The following is a 20,516-nucleotide window of genomic DNA, read 5'->3' as shown; positions in this document are numbered from 1 at the left end:
GTCTGCATTTTCTCCCTCCTTGTAGAGCATTGAAGACGGATATCACGCGCCCCATCTCCGGCCGCCATGGCTCCACAGCATGTGGAGCAGTGGCGTGAGCGGATATTCATGAACCCATTTACTGAATCGAAAGTGAGTTGCCCATGTCCCAACGCTACGACCTTCCCCAACTGCTCGACATCATGGCTAGATTGCGTGACCCGAACGGGGGCTGTCCCTGGGATCTCAAGCAGAGCTTCCAGACCATAGTGCCGCACACCCTGGAGGAGGCCTACGAGGTGGCGGATGCCATCGAGAGCGAAGATTGGCAAGGGCTGAAGGGGGAGCTCGGTGATCTGCTGTTCCAGGTCGTGTTCTATGCCCAGCTCGGCAAGGAGCAGGGATTGTTCGACTTTGCCGACATCGTCGATACCGTGAGCGAGAAGCTCATTCGCCGCCACCCCCATGTCTTCTCCGATGCCGACCTGGGTGACGAGCAGGCGGTCAAAGCGAACTGGGAGGCGGAAAAGGCCAAAGAGCGGGCCGCGCTCGACAAGGAAAGCGTGCTGGACGATATCCCCCTCTCCCTGCCTGCCCTGACCCGGGCAGCCAAGATCCAGAAGCGCTGCGCCACCGTCGGTTTCGACTGGAAGACGCTGGGGCCTGTGGTGGACAAGATCCACGAGGAGATCGACGAGGTGATGGAAGAGGCGCTGATGGTCGACGTGGACGAGGCTCGGGTGAGCGACGAGCTCGGCGATCTCTTGTTCGCCACCGTCAACCTGGTGCGCCATCTGGGCAAGGATCCCGAGCAGGTGCTGCGGGCTGCCAACACCAAGTTTGAGCGTCGTTTTCGTCAGGTTGAACACTTTATTGCCGCAGAAGGTCTGAAAATGACGGATTGCTCCCTGGAGAAGCTGGACGAGGCCTGGAACAAGGCCAAGGAAACCGAGCAAAGTTGATTTGGCGCAAGACGGGGCGGCGGGGAGCCTGATAGATTTTTGTTCATTGTTTGGGAGTGGGGGTTTTGGTATACTGTTTCCCCGTCCTGCTTCATCCCCGAAGCACCCCTTAAAATTCCCTAAACTTCTTTCAGGTTCAGCATGACGACCAAATATATTTTTGTGACTGGTGGCGTTGTTTCATCCCTCGGCAAAGGCATTGCCGCAGCTTCTCTGGCAGCCATTCTGGAAGCCCGTGGTCTGGATGTGACCATCATGAAACTGGACCCGTACATCAACGTGGATCCGGGCACCATGAGCCCGACCCAGCATGGTGAAGTGTTTGTAACCGAGGACGGGGCCGAAACCGATCTGGATTTGGGCCACTACGAGCGTTTCATCCGCACCAAGATGACCCGCCGCAACAACTTCACCACCGGCCGCATCTATGCAGACGTGCTGCGCAAGGAGCGTCGTGGTGACTATCTGGGCGCCACCATCCAGGTGATCCCGCACATCACCAACGCCATCAAGGAACGGGTGATTGCCGGTGCCGAAGGCCATCAGGTTGCCATCGTCGAAGTGGGCGGTACCGTGGGCGACATCGAGTCCCTGCCGTTCCTTGAAGCCATTCGTCAGCTGGCGGCCATTGTGGGTCGCAACAATGCCATGTTCATGCACCTGACCCTGGTTCCTTACCTGGCCGCCGCCGGCGAGGTGAAGACCAAGCCGACCCAGCACTCCGTGAAGGAGCTGCTCTCCATCGGTATCCAGCCGGATGTGCTGATCTGCCGCTCCGACCGCGCCATTCCGGCCAACGAGCGTGCCAAGATCGCCCTGTTCTGCAACGTGCCCGAGCGCGCCGTCATCTCCATGAAGGATGTCGACTCCATCTACAAGATCCCGGCGCTGCTGAAATCCCAGGGGCTGGACGGCTACATCACCGAGCGCTTCGGCATCGAGTGCAAAGAAGCCGACCTGGCCGAGTGGGAACAGGTCATCTATGAAGAGGCCAACCCGACCGCAGAAGTGACCATCGGCATGGTCGGCAAGTATGTCTCCCTGCCGGACGCCTACAAGTCCGTCAACGAAGCGCTCAAGCACGGTGGCCTGAAGACCCGTCTCTCCGTCAACATCAAGTACATTGACTCCCAGGACATCGAGACCCGTGGCGCCGAGCTGCTGGAAGGTCTGGATGCGATCCTGGTACCGGGTGGCTTCGGCGAACGCGGCGTGGAAGGCAAGATTCTGGCCGCCAAATATGCCCGCGAGAACAAGATCCCGTACCTCGGTATCTGCCTGGGCATGCAGGTTGCCTTGATCGAATACGCCCGCAACGTGGCGGGCATGGAAGGGGCTCACTCCTCCGAGTTCAAGAAAGACAGCCCGTTCCCCGTGGTCGGTCTCATCACCGAGTGGGTGGATGATGAAGGCAACGTCGAGACCCGGACCGAGAAGTCCGATCTGGGCGGCACCATGCGTCTGGGCTCCCAGCTCTGCCACCTGGTGGAAGATTCCAAGGTGCGTCAGATGTACGGCAGCCCGACCATTTACGAGCGCCACCGTCACCGTTATGAAGTGAACAACAAGCTGCTGCCGCAGATTGAAGCGGCAGGTCTGAAGGTGACCGGTCTCTCCGCCGACAAGAAGCTGGTGGAAATCATCGAGATCCCGGATCACCCCTGGTTCGTGGCCGCGCAGTTCCACCCGGAGTTCACCTCGACTCCCCGTGATGGCCACGCCCTGTTCGCCGGTTTTGTGAAGGCGGCGGGCGAGTATCAGAAGCGTAATTTGAAGTAATTGAAAATAAATGCGGTTGGGGCTCTGTGCCACAGCCGCTTTTTTTGGCATATTTTTGTTGTTTTTTTACGAAACCTGAGGAAATACACATGTCCAAGATCGTTAAAGTGATCGGTCGTGAAATCATCGACTCCCGTGGTAACCCGACCGTTGAGGCCGAAGTTCACCTGGAAGGTGGTTTTGTTGGTATGGCAGCCGCTCCGTCTGGCGCGTCCACCGGTTCCCGCGAAGCGCTGGAACTGCGTGACGGCGACAAGAGCCGTTTCCTGGGTAAAGGCGTGCTGAAAGCCATCGACGCTGTCAACGGCCCGATCGCTCAGGCTCTGCTGGGTAAAGATGCCAAGGACCAGGCCACTGTCGACCAGATCATGATCGACCTCGACGGTACCGAGAACAAATCCAAGTTCGGCGCCAACGCCATCCTGGCTGTTTCCCTGGCCAACGCCAAAGCTGCCGCTGCTGCCAAAGGCATGCCGCTGTACGCCCACATCGCCGAGCTGAATGGCACCCCGGGTGTCTACTCCATGCCGCTGCCCATGATGAACATCATCAACGGTGGTGAGCACGCCGACAACAACGTCGACATCCAGGAGTTCATGATCCAGCCGGTTGGCGCCAAGACCCTGAAAGAAGCCGTTCGCATGGGCGCAGAAGTGTTCCACAACCTGGCCAAAGTGCTGAAGTCCAAGGGCTACAACACTGCCGTCGGTGACGAAGGTGGTTTCGCTCCGAACCTGAAATCCAACGCCGAAGCGCTGGAAGTGATCGCTGAAGCCGTTGCCGCTGCCGGTTACAAACTGGGCACCGACATCACCCTGGCCATGGACTGCGCTGCGTCCGAGTTCTACGACGCAGAGAAGAAAGAGTACAACCTGAAGGGCGAAGGTCGTATCTTCACCTCCAACGGTTTCTCCGACTTCCTGGCTGACCTGACCACCAAGTTCCCGATCGTCTCCATCGAAGATGGCCTGGACGAGTCCGACTGGGAAGGCTTCGCCTACCAGACCGCCGAACTGGGCAAGAAAATCCAGATCGTGGGTGACGACCTGTTCGTAACCAACACCAAGATCCTGAAGCGCGGTATCGACAACGGCATCGCCAACTCCATCCTGATCAAGTTCAACCAGATCGGTTCCCTGACCGAAACTCTGGCTGCCATCAAGATGGCCAAAGACGCTGGCTACACTGCCGTCATCTCCCACCGCTCCGGTGAGACCGAAGACGCGACCATCGCCGACCTGGCTGTGGGTACCGCTGCTGGCCAGATCAAGACCGGTTCCATGAGCCGTTCTGACCGTGTTGCCAAGTACAACCAGCTGATCCGTATCGAAGAAGCCCTGGGTGCCAAGGCTCCGTTCCGTGGTCTGAAAGAAGTGAAGAACCAGGCTTAATTTTCGCCTGCGCTCATGCTTCACAAAGCCCCGCCATCTGGCGGGGCTTTTTCGTTCTGCGCTTATGGGCGTGTGCGAACTGCATTTTTTATTCCGACCAACCCATCCGGCACACAGGCTTTCTTTTGTCTTGCCTGCGAATATGGGAAACTAGGCCGCTTGAAGGAGACTCAGTGCATGCGGCTACTCACTCTTATCCTGCTCCTCCTGTTGGGAGGGCTGCAATATGACCTCTGGCTGGGGAAAAACGGCCTCTCCGACTATCGGGAACTCTCCACCGCCATCGAGCGGCAGCAACAGGACAACCTGGTACTCAAGGATCGCAACAGTCTGATTTACCGGGAAATCGACGATCTTACCTCTGGCCTTGAGGCCATCGAGGAGTTGTCGCGCAACGATCTTGGCTATATCAAGCAGGGCGAGACCTTCTACCGAATCATTCCCAAAGAAAAGGATCAGGTGACGGAGCCTGATGGTGCCCCCTACGATGACTGATAGCCTGAGCGGCCTGACCGCTATCGTCCCGGCTGCCGGTATTGGTAGTCGCATGGGGGCCAGTTGCCCTAAGCAGTACCTTTCCCTGGCAGGGAAATGCATTCTGGAGCACACCCTGGAGCGTCTGCTCTCCCATCCCGCCATCGCCCGTGTGATCGTGGCGCTGGCGCCCCACGACCGCTGGTTTGAGACCTTGACCGTGGCAACCGATCCGCGGGTGCTGCGAGTGCAAGGGGGAAGCGAGCGTGCCTACTCCGTGCTCAATGCGTTGCACGTTGCAGAAGGGGAGTGGGCACTGGTGCATGACGCGGCCCGGCCCTGTCTGACCCACGAGGATCTCGATGCGCTCATTGCTGCCGCCATGGCCTCTGGCGGTGCCATCCTCGGCAGCCGGGTGCGCGATACCATGAAGCGCACCGATGCGGCCGGCAATATCCTCGCCACCGTGGATCGCGAGCAGCTCTGGCATGCCCTGACGCCCCAGATGTTTTTGGTTCGCCCCCTCAAGCGGGCGCTGGAGGAGGGGCTGGCGCTCGGCGCCGCCATCACCGATGAAGCCTCCGCCATGGAACGCGCCGGTCTCCCCGTGCGCATGGTGGAAGGGCGGGCCGATAACATCAAGGTGACCCGGCCGGAAGATCTCTCCCTGGCCGGGCTCTATTTACAGCAACAACGTGCGTGCCGGTCGGCACGACCCGATTCATCCCCAGAGGAGCAGGCATGATCCGCACCGGACATGGTTTTGATGAGACAGATTTCCGTGTATTGAGGAGGGCGCAGGCATGATGCGGATCGGACATGGTTTTGATGTTCACAAGTTTGGCGGGGTCGGTCCCTGCATGCTGGGCGGGGTGGCAGTGCCCTATGAACAGGGCCTGCTGGCCCACTCCGATGGTGACGTGGTGCTGCATGCGGTGAGCGATGCCCTACTGGGGGCTATCGGCGCTGGCGACATCGGCCGCCACTTCCCCGATACCGCCGCCGAATTCAAGGGCATCGACAGCCGCATCCTGCTGCGGGATGTCTTTGCCCGCGTGCAGCTCGCAGGTTATGCCATCGGCAACCTGGATGTGACCATCATCGCCCAGGCCCCCAAGATGGCCCCCCATATCGACGCCATGTGCGCCGTGCTGGCCGCGGATCTGCAATGTGATTTGAACCGGGTGAACGTCAAGGCGACCACCACCGAACAACTCGGATTCACGGGGCGCAAGGAAGGGATCGCCACCGAAGCCGTCGTCTTGCTGGTGAAACAATGATGCTTGAACAACTTGCCTATCTGCACGGGACGCCCACTGCTCGCGGCATCCTCAAGGCCGAGGCCGCCGACTTCGTGGTCAATGAAGATCTCGGGTTTGCACCTTGCGGCGAGGGGGAACACATCTTCGTCCGGGTACGCAAAACCGGCGAGAATACCGCCTGGGTGGCTGGCCTGCTGGCCGATGCGGCCGGGGTTGCCCGCAATGCGGTGACCTGGGCTGGTCTGAAAGATCGCCATGCGGTGACCGAACAGTGGTTCGGCATCCATCTGCCGGGCAAGGGCGAGCCGGATCTCTCGGTCATCGAGAACGACAACATCCGGATCCTTGAGGTGAAGCGCCACAACAAGAAGCTGCGGGTCGGCTATCTCAAGGGCAACCACTTCACCCTGCGTCTCACCGGGCTGGAGCAGGCCGACGGGTTGGAATCCCGTCTGCAGGCGATAGCAACCCAGGGGGTGCCCAACTACTACGGCGAGCAGCGTTTCGGCCGAGGTGGCAACAACCTGGAGGCCGCCAAGGCGATGTTCGCCGGCAAACGGATCAAGGATCGCAACAAGCGATCCCTCTATCTGTCCGCCGCCCGCAGCATGCTGTTCAATGCCATCGTCAGCGCCCGCATCGAGCAGGGACTGGCCCATCAGCTGCTGGCAGGCGACTGCGTGATGCTCAAGGGCAGCCACTCCATCTTCAGCGAAGAGAGCGTGACTCCCGAGCTGGAGGCTCGCCTTGCCTCCGGAGACGTGCAGCTGACCGCTCCCCAGTGGGGCCGTGGCCGTCTGGCGAGCCAGGGCGCTGCTGCCGAGTTCGAGCAAGAAGTGCTGGCTCCTTATGGTGACTGGTGCGAAGGACTGGAGAAAGCCGGGCTGGATCAGGACAGGCGCCCGCTGCTGCTCAAGCCGGAGCAGATGAGCTGGCAACGGGAGGACGAGGTGCTGACCCTGTCGTTCTTCCTGCCTGCCGGCGCCTTTGCCACCAGCGTGGTACGAGAGTTAATGCAGGCCGAAGAGGCCGATCACGGTTTCAGGAACTCAACCGATGCGAATTCTGGTCAGTAATGACGATGGGGTACACGCCGAGGGCATTCGCGCCCTCAGCGAGGCGTTGCGTGCCTGTGGCGAGGTCGTGGTGGTGGCTCCGGATCGCAACCGCAGCGGTGCCAGCCACTCCCTGACGCTGGAAGTACCGCTGCGGGTCACCCGCCTCGATGCGTCCAGTTTTCACGGCATCAAGAGTTATGCGGTCAAGGGGACGCCGACCGACTGCGTTCATCTGGCGGTCAACGAACTGCTGCGCCCTGAGCCCGACATGGTGGTGGCCGGTATCAATCACGGGGCCAACCTGGGGGATGACGTCATCTACTCGGGGACGGTGGCTGCCGCGACGGAAGGGCGTCATCTGGGTTTCCCCTCCATCGCCGTATCGCTGGTGGGAAAGACTCATTTCGCCAGTGCGGCCCACTACGCCGCCCAGCTGGTGCGGGGGCTGATGGTGCATCCGTTGCCTGCGGATCAGATCCTCAACGTGAATGTGCCGGACCTGCCGCTCGAGCAGATCAAGGGGATCAGGGTGACCCGCCTTGGCAATCGCCACCGGGCGGAGTCGGTGATCCGCACCGAGGATCCCCGTGGTCAGCCGGTCTACTGGATTGGTCCCCCCGGCAACCAGCAGGATGCGGGAGAGGGAACGGACTTTGCCGCCATCGAGCAGGGTTATGTCTCCATCACTCCCCTGACCATCGACATGACGGCCTACGGCAGTCTGTCGACCCTGGGCGCGTGGCTGGATCTGCAGGGATGACGTTGTGATAGTACAGCGCCTGTTGAATCAACTGATTGCCCAGGATGTCCGCGATTTCCGCGTATTGGCGGCGATCGCGAAGGTGCCGCGCCAGCTGTTTGTGGACGAGGCCATGGCCCACAAGGCCTGGGACAATACGGCCCTGCCCATCGGCCATGGGCAGACCATCTCCCAGCCTTACATCGTGGCGCGCATGACCGAGCTGCTGATCCAGAACGATCCGGCCCATGTGCTGGAGATCGGGACGGGATCGGGCTACCAGACGGCGGTACTGGCCCACCTGGTGGAGCATGTCTACACCATGGAGCGGATCAAGTCGCTGCAGTTTCAGGCCCGGCGCAGATTGCGCCAGCTTGATCTGCACAATGTGTCGGCCAAGCACGGCAATGGGTGGCTAGGTTGGCCCAACAAGGGCCCTTTCGACGCCATTCTGGTGACGGCGGCGGCCAGTGAGGTCCCCAAGGCCCTGACCGATCAGCTGGCTGATGGTGGTCGTCTGGTGTTGCCGGTGGGTGATGGCCAGCAGACCCTGCAGCTCATCGAGCGATCGGGCTCCCAGCTCACCAGCCGGATCCTGGAGCCGGTACGTTTCGTTCCCCTGATTGACGGAGATGTCGAGTGAAGTTGTTTTCCCGCCTTTATGTTCTGGTGATGCAGTGGGCACGCCACAAGTATGCCCCCTGGTATCTGGCCATCACCGCCTTTATTGAATCCATCTTCTGGCCCATTCCGGTGGATGTGATGCTGGCGCCCATGGCGCTCGGCAAACCTCATCGCGCCTGGCACTATGCCGCGCTGGCCACTCTCTTTTCGGTGCTGGGCGCCCTGTTTGGTTATCTGCTCGGCTATGCCCTGTGGGAGCCAGTGGTGCAGCCGCTGGTGACCTCGGTTGGCTATGAGGACAAGATTGCCCTGGCCGAGCAGTGGTTCGCGCAGTGGGGCATCTGGGTTATTTTTATTGCCAGCTTCACGCCGATCCCCTACAAGGTGTTTACCGTCACGGCTGGCTTGCTCCACATGGCACTGTTGCCTTTCATCCTGACCTCGCTGATCGGTCGTGGCATGCGCTTCTTCCTGGTTGCAGGTCTGATGCGTTGGGGCGGCGAGAAGATGGAGCGCAAGCTGATGCACTATGTGGATGTGCTGGGCTGGCTCTGTATTGGTTTGGCCGTTGCGGCCTATTTCTGGTTTAGTCGTTAAGGATCCACTATGTGTTCGCGTGTTTGGCAAGGTAGCGGTGTCGTCGTGTTGTCATGGCTGCTGCTTGCCTGTTCCTCCAGCAAGACTGCGGCTCCGGTGCACAGCCTGGGCAATGATCAGGTCGCTTCGACCATCCCCGTGCGTCAAGGTATGACCAAGCCCGGCATTGCAGGCAACGGGTACACCGTGGTCAAAGGAGACACTCTCTACTCCATTGCATTTCGTTCTGGCATGGATGTGGCTTCGCTTATCAGCATCAATGGCATCACTCCCCCCTATAACATTTATCCCGGCCAGCAGCTCAGGCTCGATGGCGCTTCCGCCCCCATGGCGGTGGCAACCGTCGGCAGCCCTGTCAGTCGTGGCAGCGTGACGGGGTCTGGCAGTTACGAGGTGCGCCGTGGCGATACCTTGAGCAGCATCGGTCGCCAGTTCGGTCTCTCCAACCAGGCCTTGGCCCAGCGCAACAACCTTCAGGCTCCTTATGCATTGCACGTGGGTCAGGTGCTCAATGTGGGGGGCGCGGGTTCCTCGGGTGGTCAGATGGTGGCAGCAACCACACCGGTTGTGACCAGCACGGGGCCCAAACCCCTGGCCACGGCTCCGGCAGGTACGACCACACCATTTATTGCTCAGAAAACGATTGCTCCTGCCTCGTCAACAGCATACGCTCAGGCGAAAGAACAAAAAACCGTCAGTTCCTCGTCAACACTCTCCTGGCATTGGCCGACCAAAGGGCGGATCGTTGAAGGCTTCTCCGTTGCGGAACAAGGCAACAAGGGCATCGACATTTCCGGCCAGAAGGGCCAACCCATTTACGCTGCGAGCAGCGGCAAAGTGGTCTATGCGGGCAGTGCACTGCGAGGTTATGGCAAGCTGATAATTCTCAAGCACAACGATGACTATCTCTCCGCCTACGCTCACAACGATGAGTTGAGGGTCAAGGAGGGAGACACCGTGAAGGGCGGAGCGGTTATCGCCAATATGGGTAGCACGGATGCGCCGGATGTGCGCTTGCACTTTGAAATCCGGTACAAAGGCAAGTCGATCAACCCGATGGGCTATTTGCCAAAGCGTTAACTCAGAGAGCTGAGTCTTACTCTGGTGTAGGTCAGGGAGAGATATCATGAGCCAAGAACAACTGGTAATGCAGGATGCAGAGTTAGAGTTCGACGAGGAGCTGGAGGTTCAGGAGGAAGAAGAGGTTCAGGAAGTGGCGGCCGAAGCCGAAGAGACCATTTCCGATGAACTGATGGCGCCCGAGCTGAACAAGGTAATGGACGCCACCCAGCTCTATCTGGGGGAGATAGGCTTCTCCCCCTTGCTCACGGCTGAAGAGGAAGTCTACTACGCCCGCCGTGCCCTGCGTGGCGACAAAGCGGCGCGCAAGCGCATGATCGAATCCAACCTGCGCCTGGTGGTCAAGATTGCCCGGCGCTACAACAACCGCGGCCTGGTGCTGCTGGATCTCATCGAAGAGGGCAACCTCGGCCTTATCCGCGCCGTCGAGAAGTTCGACCCCGAGCGAGGCTTCCGTTTCTCCACCTATGCTACCTGGTGGATCCGCCAGACCATAGAGCGGGCCATCATGAACCAGACCCGTACCATTCGTCTGCCCATCCATGTGGTCAAGGAGCTGAACGTCTATCTGCGCACTGCACGCGAGCTTTCCCATCGTCTCGACCATGAGCCGACCGCCGAGGATATCGCCTCTGCACTGGATCGCTCTGTGGACGATGTGAATCGCATGCTCAAGCTCAACGAGAAGATCACCTCGGTGGATACTCCCATTGGTGGCGATCGCGACAAGGCGTTGCTGGATGTGCTTTCCGACGAGCGCGGAATGGGGCCCGAGCTGGAGTCCCAGGAAGATGACATGCGCAGCAGCATAGTGCACTGGCTGGAGGAGCTGAATCCCAAGCAGCGCGAAGTGCTGGCCCGCCGTTTCGGTCTGCTCGGCTATGAACCGGCCACCCTGGAAGACGTGGGCGCCGAGATTGGTTTGACCCGCGAGCGGGTGCGCCAGATCCAGGTGGAAGGGTTGCGCCGTCTGCGGGAAATTCTGCTGGGGCAGGGGCTGTCCATTGAGGCGCTGTTCCGCACCAACTAAACGGGTATGAATACCGTCATCAAGATGAAAAAGGGGCCGCAGGCCCCTTTCTTTTTGTCGTGGATCGTCAGGATCACACCGGATCCAGAGTGTCCAGCGGCCAGCGCGGCACGGCCTTGACGACGAGGGGTTCGAAGACTCCCGCCTTCAGGCGTTGCATGCCGGCATAGGCGATCATGGCGCCGTTGTCGGTGCAGTATTCGGTGCGCGGGTAGAAGACTTCACCTTTGAGGCTCTCCATCAGCTCGGCCAGCTGGGCGCGCAGATGACGGTTGGCACTGACGCCGCCTGCCACGACCAGACGATTGAGACCGGTCTCTTTCAGGGCACGGCGGCACTTGATGGCCAGGGTGTCGACCACAGCATCCTCAAACGCCCGGGCGATGTCGGCACGGGTCTGCTCGTCGTCGCCATTGGCTGCTATGGTATTGGCGGCAAAGGTCTTGAGGCCGGAGAAGCTCATGTCGAGCCCGGGACGGTCGGTCATGGGACGCGGGAAGGTAAAGCGTCCAGTGGTGCCCTTTTCTGCCAGCCGGGAGAGCAGCGGACCACCGGGGTAGTCCAGACCCATCAGCTTGGCGGTCTTGTCGAACGCCTCACCGGCGGCATCGTCGATCGATTCGCCCAGCAGCTGATAGCTGCCGATACCGTCGACCCGGACCAGCATGGAGTGGCCGCCGGAAACCAAGAGCGCCACGAAGGGGAACTCGGGGGCCTTCTCTTCCAGCATGGGGGCCAGCAGGTGGCCTTCCATGTGATGTACGGCGATGGCCGGCTTGTACCAGGCCATCGCCAACGAGCGGCCTATGGTAGCCCCGACCAGGATGGCACCAACGAGACCTGGCCCCGCGGTATAGGCGATGCCATCGATGTCATCTTTGCCAAGTCCGGCCTCTTTCAAGGCGGCCTGGATCAAGGGGATCGTCTTGCGTACATGGTCCCGGCTGGCGAGCTCGGGAACGACGCCGCCGTAGTCCGCATGCAGCTTGACCTGGCTGTACAACTGGTGGGAAAGGATCCCTTTTTGATCATCGAAGATCGCGATCCCGGTTTCGTCACAGGATGTCTCTATGCCCAATACACGCATTGCTAAAAAATTTCACTGCTAAAATGAGACGGCTATGGTAACCTTCGCGGGTTTTTTAAACCAGAGCGATCTCTGCGGGTTTACTTTCATTCCCTGTCCAGAGTATAATTTCGCACCATTTTAAGACATGCTGATCGATTGAAGGTCAGCTAACAATTTATCACTGAGGTGAAAGGCACATGCCAGTAATCAAAGTCCGTGAAAATGAGCCGTTTGACGTTGCTCTGCGTCGCTTCAAGCGTTCTTGCGAAAAGGCCGGTATCCTGTCCGAAGTTCGTAGCCGTGAGTTCTACGAGAAGCCGACTACCATTCGCAAGCGCGCCAAAGCGTCCGCTGTCAAGCGTCACGCCAAGAAGCTGTCCCGCGAAAACGCACGTCGTATCCGCCTGTACTAATCAAGGGATCATGCCGTGTCTCTGAAGGATCAACTCAAGGATCAGCAAAAGCTCGCCATGCTTGCCAAAGACAAGCCTCGGTTGGGTGCTATCCGCTTGTTGATGGCAGAAATCAAGCAGCGTGAAGTCGATACCCGTGTCGAGCTCAATGATGAAGAGATCCTCGCCGTCGTGACCAAAATGGTCAAACAGCGTCGCGATTCCATCAGCCAGTTTGAAGCTGCCGGTCGCCAGGATCTCGCCGACAAAGAGTCCGCCGAGATCGTTGTGCTGCAGGAGTTCCTGCCACAACAGCTGACCGCAGACGAAATTGCCGCCCTGATCGAGCAAGCCATCACTGAAAGTGGTGCTGCCGTCATGGCTGACATGGGTAAAGTCATGGCTGTCTTGAAGCCAAAAATTCAGGGGCGTGCCGATGTCGGCGCCGTCAGTGCTCAGGTGAAAACCCGCTTGGCGTAACAGGCAACTCTCTTGTTTGGTCGAAGAAGCCGTGCTTCCCATTGGAATGCGCGGCTTTTTTATTTCCTATGCAATGAAACAGGACGGTTATGGCTGGCAGGATCCCGCAATCCTTTATCGATGATCTGCTCGTACGCACGGACATAGTCGAGTTGATCGACTCCCGTGTGCGGTTGAAGAAAGCCGGTAAGAACTACCAGGCTTGCTGCCCTTTTCATAACGAAAAAAGCCCCTCCTTTACCGTCAGCCAGGAGAAGCAGTTCTATCACTGTTTCGGTTGTGGTGCCCACGGCAATGCCATCGGCTTTGTCATGGAGTACGACGGCCTGGAATTCCCCGATGCCATCGAAGAGCTGGCAAGCCTGCACGGTATGCAGGTCCCCCGTGAGCAAACGGCGGGTGGATCAAGCCATAGCCAACCAGCCGTCAGTAAGGATCTGTTCGAGCTGATGAACCAGATTGCGCGCTTCTACGAGAGCAATCTCAAGAACGCGCCTCAGGCGGTGGAGTATCTGAAAGGCCGGGGCCTGACTGGCGAGGTGGTCAAGCGCTTCAACATCGGTTATGCCCCTGGGGACTGGGATCAGGTGCGTCGCCGCTTTGGCGCCAGTCGGGATCACGAACAACTGCTGATTTCGGGCGGTATGCTGATCCCCCGTGACAGCGGCCCGGGCAGCTACGATCGTTTCCGCGATCGCATCATGTTTCCGATCCGGGACAAACGCGGCCGGGTCATCGGCTTCGGTGGCCGAGTGCTGGGGGATGGCACGCCCAAGTACTTGAACTCCCCCGAAACCCCCATCTTCCACAAGGGGCGAGAGCTGTTCGGCCTTTATGAGGTCAAGCAGGCACACAAGGATCCGCGCCGGATCCTGGTGGTGGAAGGCTACATGGATGTGGTGGCGCTCGGCCAGTACGACATCGACTATGCGGTGGCGGCACTGGGGACTGCGACCACCAGCGATCACATCCACACCCTGTTCCGTACCACGGCAGAGGTGGTCTGTTGCTACGACGGCGACAACGCCGGTCGGGAAGCGGCCTGGCGGGCGCTGGATAACGCGCTCTCCCACCTGCAGGACGGCCGTGAACTCAAGTTCGTCTTTTTGCCGGATGGCGAGGATCCCGACTCGCTGGTACGCCAGATCGGCAAGGAGGGGTTCGAAGCGCTGCTCGACAAGGCCCAGTCGTTTGCGGATTTCATGTTCGAACGCCTCGGGCGCGATGCGGCTCTTTCCGGTGAGGCAGGCAAGTTTGAAGTGGCCAACAAGGCCGCCGAGCTGATTCGTCGGGTACCGGAAGGTTTCACTCGCGAGGGGTTGATTACCCGACTTTCCAGCATGATGCGCTGGGGAGAAAACAAGCAGCGGATTGCCGAGCTGTTTGCCCGCAACAGCCAGCCCAAGGTGGAAGTCAACAAACCCAAGGCGACCAAACTGACACCGATCCGCAGGGCTCTGGCCCTGATGGTGCAGTATCCGGCGATCACCGCCGAGCTGCCGGCCATGCCCGAGTTGGCCGGGCTGCGCCTGCAGGGGATCCCTTTCCTGCTGCAACTGCACCAGCAGATCCTGATCCAGCCGGGAGTGACAACGGGTATCCTGCTGGAGCATTGGCGCGGCACAAAAGAGGGAGAAATACTTGCCCAACTGGCGATGCATGACCTGTTTGAAGAGGTAAAGCTCGACCAGGAGCCCGATATTCTGGGAGAATTGCAGGATACCTTTGTCGGTTTCATCAACCTTTTCCTGAAGCAACGGATCGAAGAATTGCAGGCCAAGGTGGCGCAGGAAGGGCTAAGCTCTGAGGAAACTCAGGAGCTGATGATGCTGATCAGAGAGGTGCAGATTGAGAAAAGAAATGAGAGTGGGGCTTGATATTTGAGTGAGCAGTCCCAATATGAATAGCGTTGCCCGAATCGACGGGATTGAAAGCAAACACTTTATAACCACCTGGCCCCGACAACACTGCGGGCAGGGGTTTCTCATGACCGACGCCGCAACCAGACATAGCATGTCTGGCGGTTTTCTATTAGAATTGGCTATTTGCGCAGCAGCGCACTGTACGCGCAACCTAGCAACACCAACCGGATGAGTTCTATGGAGCAAACCCCGCAGTCTCAGCTTAAACTCCTCGTTGCCAAAGGTAAAGAACAGGGCTACCTGACCTATGCCGAGGTGAACGATCACCTCCCGCAAGACATTGTCGATTCAGACCAGATCGAAGACATCATCCAGATGATCAACGATATGGGCATTCAAGTGGTTGAAAACGCTCCGGATGCCGATGACCTTATCATGGCTGAAGGTGGTACCGCCGATGAGGACGCTGCCGAAGCAGCGGCCCAGGCTCTGGCATCTGTTGAATCTGAGATTGGTCGCACGACCGATCCCGTCCGCATGTACATGCGGGAAATGGGTACCGTCGAACTGCTGACCCGCGAAGGCGAGATCGACATCGCCAAGCGGATCGAAGACGGTATCAACCAGGTACAAAGCTCCGTCGCCGAGTACCCTGAAGCCATCACCTATCTGCTCGAACAGTACGACAAGTACGAAGCCGAGCAGCTTCGCCTGTCCGACATCATCTCCGGCTTCATCGATCCGAACGAAGTGGATGACGTGGCACCGACCGCCACTCATATCGGCTCCGAGCTCAGCGAGGACGACCTCGCCGACGAAGACGAAGATGAGGACGAAGACGAAGACGAAGACGGTGACAACTCCGACGATGATGGCGACGGTGGCCCGGATCCGGAAGTCGCTCGCGAGAAATTCGGCGAACTGCGTGCCCAGTACGAGGTGACTCGTCTCTCCATTCAGCAGAATGGCCGTGCCCACGACGACACCCAGAATGCCATCGCCCAGCTGGCCGATGTCTTCCGTCAATTCCGCCTGATGCCCAAGCAGTTCGATCGCCTGGTCAACAACATGCGGGAGATGATGGAGCGTGTCCGCGTGCAGGAACGCATCATCATGAAGCTCTGCGTTGAGCAGGCCAAGATGCCGAAGAAGACCTTCGTCGCGGCCTTCACCAACAACGAGTGCGAAACTGCCTGGTTCGAATACCAGAAGCAGGCCGGCAAGGCGTGGTCTCCCCGCCTGCTCGAGATGGACGAAGAAGTACTGCGTTCCATCGGCAAGCTGCAGCAGATCGAAGAAGAGACCGGTCTGTCCATCGCCCAGATCAAGGACATCAACCGCCGCATGAGCATTGGTGAGGCCAAAGCCCGCCGTGCCAAGAAAGAGATGGTCGAGGCCAACCTGCGTCTGGTTATCTCCATCGCCAAGAAGTACACCAACCGCGGTCTGCAGTTCCTGGATCTGATCCAGGAGGGCAACATCGGTCTGATGAAGGCGGTCGACAAGTTCGAATATCGTCGCGGCTACAAGTTCTCGACCTATGCCACCTGGTGGATCCGTCAGGCCATTACCCGCTCCATCGCGGATCAGGCCCGTACCATCCGTATCCCGGTGCACATGATCGAGACCATCAACAAGCTCAACCGTATCTCCCGCCAGATGCTGCAGGAGATGGGTCGTGAACCGAACCCGGAAGAGCTGGCCATGCGCATGGGCATGCCGGAAGACAAGATCCGCAAGGTACTGAAAATCGCCAAGGAGCCCATCTCCATGGAGACGCCCATCGGTGATGATGAAGACTCCCACTTGGGCGACTTCATCGAAGATACCACCCTGGCTCTGCCAGCGGATGCGGCCACCAGCGAGAGCCTGCGCAACGCGACCCGCGAAGTGCTGGCCGGGCTGACCGCACGGGAAGCCAAGGTACTGCGCATGCGCTTCGGTATCGACATGAACACCGACCACACCCTCGAGGAAGTGGGCAAGCAGTTCGACGTCACACGTGAGCGTATCCGTCAGATCGAAGCCAAGGCCCTGCGCAAACTGCGCCATCCGAGCCGCTCGGAAGTGCTGCGCAGCTTCCTGGACGAGTAGTCCCGGGTTCTGTCAGCCTGACATTGCAACAAAAAGCCCCGCCATGCGGGGCTTTGTTTTATCCGTGCTGGCATGGGCGTGAAGAGGGGTCATGGAACCGCTTGAATATGGATGAAATCTCGCCAAGTGGTTGATCTGACTATGGACGGGGTATCCGCCATCCCCTATAATCCACGCCGCTAACCAGCATCAATGGCCCCTTAGCTCAGTTGGTCAGAGCAGTCGACTCATAATCGATTGGTCGTGGGTTCAAGTCCCCCAGGGGCCACCATTTTCAGACAAAGCCGCTCTTTTGAGCGGCTTTGTCGTTTCTGGCGCTCACCAGCGTCTGTCCAGATCCTCGGCATAGAGTGCCATGGCGCGCGGGTAGGGAAGCAGGGCGGGATCCGTGGTGGTGGTCGCGAGGATCCCCAGCAGCGTCTCCACCCCCTCCTTGTTGCGCCCCAGGTTGTAGCAGGTCATGGCACGAAACACCTTGAACTCCACGGCATCGGGGAAGCGGGACAGGGCCTCGTCAAAGGTGGCCAGCGCCTCGGCATGACGGCCCGTGGTGCGATAGGAGCTGCCAAGTCCAAGCAGGGCTCCGCGCAGCGACGACTCGCCAAGCCCCAGCGACACGGCCTTCTGATAGAGCGGAATGGCCTCGGCCTCTCGCCCCAACATGTCGTGCAGTCCGGCCACTTCGTAGTGCAGCTGGGCGTGGGCCGGGTGCGCGATGAGTTGCAGCAGACCGTGCTGACGGGCTTCCTCGATCTGTCCCTCTGCCTTGAGGGCGTTCAACTGTTTCATATGCGCTCCTGCATGGGGATGAAGGATCAGTATGCCTGCCGACAGGCTGGCGGGGAACGGGTCATGGGGCCATGAAAAAGGCCTCCCGCCGATGGCGGGAGGCCTGGCTCGGCGCCGGGGCGCAATCGCCCTGGCGTGTGTCCAGCCTTACTGGGCGCTCAGGCTGTAGGCCAGGGTCTGGTCGTTGAAGCGCACCACATAGGCACCGACCACTGCCGTGGTGATGTCTGCCCCGGCCAGCTCGGCCACGCCATCCTTGTTGGTGTCGCCGTAGTTCTGGGTCCAGTCCCCCTTGACGTCGAACTTGAAGCGCTGGCTGCCGTTCCTATCACCGCTGCCGGTGAAGGTGACGCTGGCCTGCCAGAGGTGATCCCCGACCAGGGACATGGGGGTGGTGCCCCAGTTGTTGGTGGTGCCGCGAATGTTGAGGCTGGCGACATTCTTGGCATAGGTGACGCTCACCGGAGTCAGGCTGTATTGCAGGGTCTGATCGTTGAAACGTACCCGGTACTGGCCGATGACCGGGGTGAGGATGTCACTGCCGGTCAGTTCGGCCACGCCGTCCTTGTTGGTGTCGCCGTAGTTCTGGGTCCAGTCCCCCTTGACGTCGAATTTGAAGCGCTGGTTGGTCTGACCGTCGAAGGTGACCAGGGCTTCCCACTGATTGTCGGCGATCAGCGTCATGGCAAGGGATCCCCAGGCATTGGGGGTGCCGCGGAAGTTCAGGGTGGGCAATACGCTGGCGTAGGTGCCGTTGTCGTCGGTGACGGTCACGGTGGCGCTGGCACTGGCGGTCAACCCTTCCGCATCGGTCACGGTGACCGTCACGGTATGGGTACCCGGGGTATCGAACCGGACGGTCTCGGTGGCGGCGGTGCCCCCGCTGGACCAGCTGTAGCTCACCACACCGCCATCATCGCTGGAAGCGGAGGCGTCGAACACCACGCTCTCGCCCGCCTTGACGCTGAGGGTTTTGGGAGAGAGGGCGGCGACCGGTGCCTGGTTGCTGGTGAGGGGGGTGACCGTGTAGCGCAGATCGCTCTCGCTCAGGGTGATGCGGTAGGTGCCCGCCCCGCTGACCAGGATATCCTTGCTGCTGCCCTTGTCGGCGATGCCATCCCCTTCGTTGTCGCCGTAGTTCTCGGCCCAGTTGCCGAAGACGTCGAACTTGAAGCGCTGGGCACCGGTGGCGTCACCGTTGCCGGTCAGGGTGAGGGTGGCGGACCAGACACGGTTGGCATCGACGGTCATGGGGGTGTTGCCCCAGGCGTTGTGGGTGCCGCGCAGGTTCATGCTGCTGAACTTGTTGCCCGGCAGGACGGAACCGCCGCAGGGGCTGGCCTTGGTGCAACCGGCGATGATGGCGGCCGCCTTCATGCCGGGGACGTTCAGGCTGGCCTTGCCACTGCCATCGACGGTGACATAGCCGCCGCTGCAGTAGTCATTGCCCCCCAGGAGGTTGCAGTACTCGCCGGCCGGCAGGCCGGTCTGCACCGAGGCCACCAGGCTGCCGCTCTCGTTGTTGATGGCGACGAAGCCCTTGTCACCGCGGCTGAAGGCTATCTGATTGTTGCCGTTGTCCCACCAGTTGCTGACGGGCTGGCCTTCGGTCCGGTTGTGGAACAGGGCCATGTTCATGATGGTCGGTCGGCGCTGTTCGCAGTTCCACTGGCTGTCCGTGCAGGGCGTGCTGCCCGGCGCCCCCTTGTCGGTTTCATAGGTGCCCATGTTTTCAAAGCGATAGCCCGACATCACCTGCTTCCAGCCATAGGGCCAGGCCATCATGAAGGTGTTGGCCAGATCGTAGCGGGCACCGCTCATGAAGGTGAGCATGCCGCCACCGCCGTGGCCGCGTTCGCGGTCGTGGTTGACCACGAAGACGAAGGCCTTGTTGGAGGGGAGCAGGCCCCAGCTCTCGCCCAGGGTCTTGAGGTTCTTGATCTGGCCGTTGAAGTTGGCGGCGAGATCGGTGCCGTATTTGAAGTCGGTGACGGTGTCGATATAGGTGTAGCGGCCCGGCTGAATGTCGGGGGACTCCCCGCCTGCGCCGATCACCTCCAGGTAGGCCCTGGGGCTGCCCGCCTTGTCGAGGATGGCCTTCACATCGGCCGGCGCCATGTGCTTGGCCGCATCGATGCGAAAGCCCGCCACGCCCCAGCCGAGCAGGGTCTTCATGTAGGTGGCGATCTGATCCTGGACGTAGGATGAGCCGGTATTGAGGTCCGGCATGCCGTAGAGGGCGCCGTTCCAGACGTTGTTGCTGTCGCCGTAGTTGGTGATGTCGCCGCTGTGGTGGAAGTCGTTGTAGCCGAACTGGGGATATTGGTATTGCCCCGAGTTGTAGCTGCCGCCGCCGGTGGCGGTGCCGGAACCCGATGCCAGCTGGTTGAAGACGGCGTCGGCATAGACCTTGACCCCGGCCGCGTTGCAGCGGGCGATCATGCTCCTGAGCTCTGCCTCGCTACCGCCGAAGCTGTTGAAATTCTTGAAGCTGACCGGTTGATAGACGGTCCACCAGACCTGGCTGCCCTGCTTGTGCTCGGCGGGTGGGGTGATCTGGACGCCACCGAACCCCTTGGGCCCGAGCACGGTCTCGCACTCGTTGGCGATGTCGTTGAACTTCCATTGGAACAGGTGAACCATGACCCCTTCGGCGCTGGCAGTGTGGCTGAAAGAGCCGAGTGCCGCCGCCAGCAGGGCGGTTCGAAACCAGGGCGGGAGCACACTTTGTTGATATTTTAACCAAAGAATAACTGAGCCCGATAGTCGTCATTCCAGCCGGCTCTTTTTAGCTTGTTTCTCTGACTTCGAGCACCACAATTGCTCTGTTTTACGATATTCAATACGAACCGCCG

General features: G+C 59.9%; 19 protein-coding genes, 1 tRNA gene and 1 pseudogene. 17 read left to right on the top strand and 4 right to left on the bottom strand.

The genetic code is table 11. The features are described 5' to 3' along the window. The first annotated feature begins 143 nt into the window (after positions 1–143). The 12 genes from mazG (at position 144) to rpoS (ending at position 10,975) form a co-directional block, all read left to right on the top strand. Entirely contained in the window at positions 144–941 is a 798-nt protein-coding gene (mazG, locus tag J9889_RS02845; RefSeq protein ID WP_103858331.1) for a nucleoside triphosphate pyrophosphohydrolase, read from the top strand. Positions 942–1,082: 141 nt separating this feature from the next. Next, positions 1,083–2,720, top strand: coding sequence for a glutamine hydrolyzing CTP synthase (gene pyrG / locus J9889_RS02840; RefSeq protein WP_010675629.1), 1,638 nt, complete (start codon positions 1,083–1,085; stop codon positions 2,718–2,720). A gap of 89 nt (positions 2,721–2,809) precedes the next feature. Further along, the gene (gene eno, locus J9889_RS02835) at positions 2,810–4,111 is read left to right on the top strand and encodes a phosphopyruvate hydratase (protein WP_103858332.1); all 1,302 of its coding nucleotides are present in this window, start codon (positions 2,810–2,812) and stop codon (positions 4,109–4,111) included. Between the two features lie 177 nt (positions 4,112–4,288). Continuing rightward, positions 4,289–4,606, top strand: a complete 318-nt coding sequence (ftsB, locus tag J9889_RS02830; RefSeq protein ID WP_010675628.1) for a cell division protein FtsB — start codon at positions 4,289–4,291, stop codon at positions 4,604–4,606. Beyond that, entirely contained in the window at positions 4,599–5,330 is a 732-nt protein-coding gene (ispD, locus tag J9889_RS02825) for a 2-C-methyl-D-erythritol 4-phosphate cytidylyltransferase (protein WP_103858333.1), read from the top strand. Before ftsB ends, ispD begins: the two co-directional genes overlap by 8 nt. A gap of 58 nt (positions 5,331–5,388) precedes the next feature. Continuing rightward, positions 5,389–5,865 (top strand): 2-C-methyl-D-erythritol 2,4-cyclodiphosphate synthase, encoded by a 477-nt coding sequence (ispF, locus tag J9889_RS02820; protein ID WP_010675626.1) that lies wholly within the window; start codon positions 5,389–5,391, stop codon positions 5,863–5,865. After that, entirely contained in the window at positions 5,865–6,923 is a 1,059-nt protein-coding gene (gene truD / locus J9889_RS02815; RefSeq protein ID WP_042865433.1) for a tRNA pseudouridine(13) synthase TruD, read from the top strand. The genes ispF and truD overlap by 1 nt, the downstream gene beginning before the upstream one ends. Further along, positions 6,904–7,665 (top strand): 5'/3'-nucleotidase SurE, encoded by a 762-nt coding sequence (gene surE / locus J9889_RS02810; protein WP_041211067.1) that lies wholly within the window; start codon positions 6,904–6,906, stop codon positions 7,663–7,665. The genes truD and surE overlap by 20 nt, the downstream gene beginning before the upstream one ends. Before the next feature lie 4 nt (positions 7,666–7,669). Continuing rightward, positions 7,670–8,287: a protein-L-isoaspartate(D-aspartate) O-methyltransferase gene (locus J9889_RS02805; protein WP_010675623.1), complete on the top strand. Its 618-nt coding sequence runs from the start codon at positions 7,670–7,672 to the stop codon at positions 8,285–8,287. Next, entirely contained in the window at positions 8,284–8,865 is a 582-nt protein-coding gene (locus J9889_RS02800; protein ID WP_010675622.1) for a YqaA family protein, read from the top strand. The genes J9889_RS02805 and J9889_RS02800 overlap by 4 nt, the downstream gene beginning before the upstream one ends. A 9-nt stretch (positions 8,866–8,874) precedes the next feature. Further along, positions 8,875–9,945 carry a LysM peptidoglycan-binding domain-containing protein gene (locus J9889_RS02795; protein WP_010675621.1) on the top strand — a complete coding sequence of 357 codons (1,071 nt, stop codon included), beginning with the start codon at positions 8,875–8,877 and terminating at the stop codon, positions 9,943–9,945. 46 nt (positions 9,946–9,991) lie between these two features. Continuing rightward, a complete protein-coding gene (gene rpoS / locus J9889_RS02790) occupies positions 9,992–10,975 on the top strand; it encodes an RNA polymerase sigma factor RpoS (protein WP_010675620.1) in 984 nt (327 codons plus the stop codon). Positions 10,976–11,048: 73 nt separating this feature from the next. On the opposite strand, the gene tsaD is transcribed toward rpoS, so the two are convergent. Next, positions 11,049–12,062, bottom strand: a complete 1,014-nt coding sequence (gene tsaD / locus J9889_RS02785; protein ID WP_210555952.1) for a tRNA (adenosine(37)-N6)-threonylcarbamoyltransferase complex transferase subunit TsaD — start codon at positions 12,060–12,062, stop codon at positions 11,049–11,051. A 179-nt stretch (positions 12,063–12,241) separates the two neighbouring features. On the opposite strand from tsaD, the gene rpsU reads away from it, so the two are divergent. The 5 genes from rpsU to J9889_RS02760 all read left to right on the top strand — a co-directional run bounded on the left by rpsU (position 12,242) and on the right by J9889_RS02760 (position 17,143). Further along, complete coding sequence (gene rpsU / locus J9889_RS02780) at positions 12,242–12,457, top strand: 30S ribosomal protein S21 (protein ID WP_005309452.1); 216 nt, start codon at positions 12,242–12,244, stop codon at positions 12,455–12,457. 15 nt (positions 12,458–12,472) lie between these two features. Next, complete coding sequence (locus J9889_RS02775; RefSeq protein ID WP_010675618.1) at positions 12,473–12,916, top strand: GatB/YqeY domain-containing protein; 444 nt, start codon at positions 12,473–12,475, stop codon at positions 12,914–12,916. 89 nt (positions 12,917–13,005) lie between these two features. Beyond that, positions 13,006–14,793, top strand: coding sequence for a DNA primase (gene dnaG, locus J9889_RS02770; protein ID WP_069784226.1), 1,788 nt, complete (start codon positions 13,006–13,008; stop codon positions 14,791–14,793). A 183-nt stretch (positions 14,794–14,976) separates the two neighbouring features. Beyond that, positions 14,977–16,872, top strand: coding sequence for an RNA polymerase sigma factor RpoD (rpoD, locus tag J9889_RS02765; protein WP_263639565.1), 1,896 nt, complete (start codon positions 14,977–14,979; stop codon positions 16,870–16,872). A 194-nt stretch (positions 16,873–17,066) separates the two neighbouring features. Beyond that, positions 17,067–17,143, top strand: a tRNA-Ile gene (locus J9889_RS02760). Between the two features lie 47 nt (positions 17,144–17,190). Here the strand turns inward: J9889_RS02760 and J9889_RS02755 are convergent. The 3 genes and pseudogenes from J9889_RS02755 to J9889_RS02745 form a co-directional block, all read right to left on the bottom strand. Next, complete coding sequence (locus tag J9889_RS02755; RefSeq protein ID WP_103858032.1) at positions 17,191–17,661, bottom strand: tetratricopeptide repeat protein; 471 nt, start codon at positions 17,659–17,661, stop codon at positions 17,191–17,193. Between the two features lie 147 nt (positions 17,662–17,808). Next, entirely contained in the window at positions 17,809–20,304 is a 2,496-nt protein-coding gene (locus J9889_RS02750; RefSeq protein WP_246878026.1) for an alpha amylase C-terminal domain-containing protein, read from the bottom strand. A gap of 95 nt (positions 20,305–20,399) precedes the next feature. Next, positions 20,400–20,516: pseudogene (locus J9889_RS02745) on the bottom strand (ISAs1 family transposase); the annotation flags it as partial.

Source organism: Aeromonas sp. PrichA-15, assembly GCF_017939245.1.
GTDB lineage: Bacteria > Pseudomonadota > Gammaproteobacteria > Enterobacterales > Aeromonadaceae > Aeromonas > Aeromonas caviae.
The sequence above is the reverse complement of the archived record's forward strand: the minus strand, read 5'-3'. Positions and strand labels throughout refer to the sequence as shown.

Excerpts from the sequence above, each read along its gene's own strand:
- mazG (WP_103858331.1), top strand. The coding sequence starts at position 144 with ATGTCCCAACGCTACGACCTTCCCCAACTGCTCGACATCATGGCTAGA.
- pyrG (WP_010675629.1), top strand. The coding sequence starts at position 1,083 with ATGACGACCAAATATATTTTTGTGACTGGTGGCGTTGTTTCATCCCTC.
- eno (WP_103858332.1), top strand. The coding sequence starts at position 2,810 with ATGTCCAAGATCGTTAAAGTGATCGGTCGTGAAATCATCGACTCCCGT.
- ftsB (WP_010675628.1), top strand. The coding sequence starts at position 4,289 with ATGCGGCTACTCACTCTTATCCTGCTCCTCCTGTTGGGAGGGCTGCAA.
- ispD (WP_103858333.1), top strand. The coding sequence starts at position 4,599 with ATGACTGATAGCCTGAGCGGCCTGACCGCTATCGTCCCGGCTGCCGGT.
- ispF (WP_010675626.1), top strand. The coding sequence starts at position 5,389 with ATGATGCGGATCGGACATGGTTTTGATGTTCACAAGTTTGGCGGGGTC.
- truD (WP_042865433.1), top strand. The coding sequence starts at position 5,865 with ATGCTTGAACAACTTGCCTATCTGCACGGGACGCCCACTGCTCGCGGC.
- surE (WP_041211067.1), top strand. The coding sequence starts at position 6,904 with ATGCGAATTCTGGTCAGTAATGACGATGGGGTACACGCCGAGGGCATT.
- J9889_RS02795 (WP_010675621.1), top strand. The coding sequence starts at position 8,875 with ATGTGTTCGCGTGTTTGGCAAGGTAGCGGTGTCGTCGTGTTGTCATGG.
- rpoS (WP_010675620.1), top strand. The coding sequence starts at position 9,992 with ATGAGCCAAGAACAACTGGTAATGCAGGATGCAGAGTTAGAGTTCGAC.
- tsaD (WP_210555952.1), bottom strand. The coding sequence starts at position 12,062 with ATGCGTGTATTGGGCATAGAGACATCCTGTGACGAAACCGGGATCGCG.
- rpsU (WP_005309452.1), top strand. The coding sequence starts at position 12,242 with ATGCCAGTAATCAAAGTCCGTGAAAATGAGCCGTTTGACGTTGCTCTG.
- dnaG (WP_069784226.1), top strand. The coding sequence starts at position 13,006 with ATGGCTGGCAGGATCCCGCAATCCTTTATCGATGATCTGCTCGTACGC.
- J9889_RS02755 (WP_103858032.1), bottom strand. The coding sequence starts at position 17,661 with ATGAAACAGTTGAACGCCCTCAAGGCAGAGGGACAGATCGAGGAAGCC.
- J9889_RS02750 (WP_246878026.1), bottom strand. The coding sequence starts at position 20,304 with ATGGTTCACCTGTTCCAATGGAAGTTCAACGACATCGCCAACGAGTGC.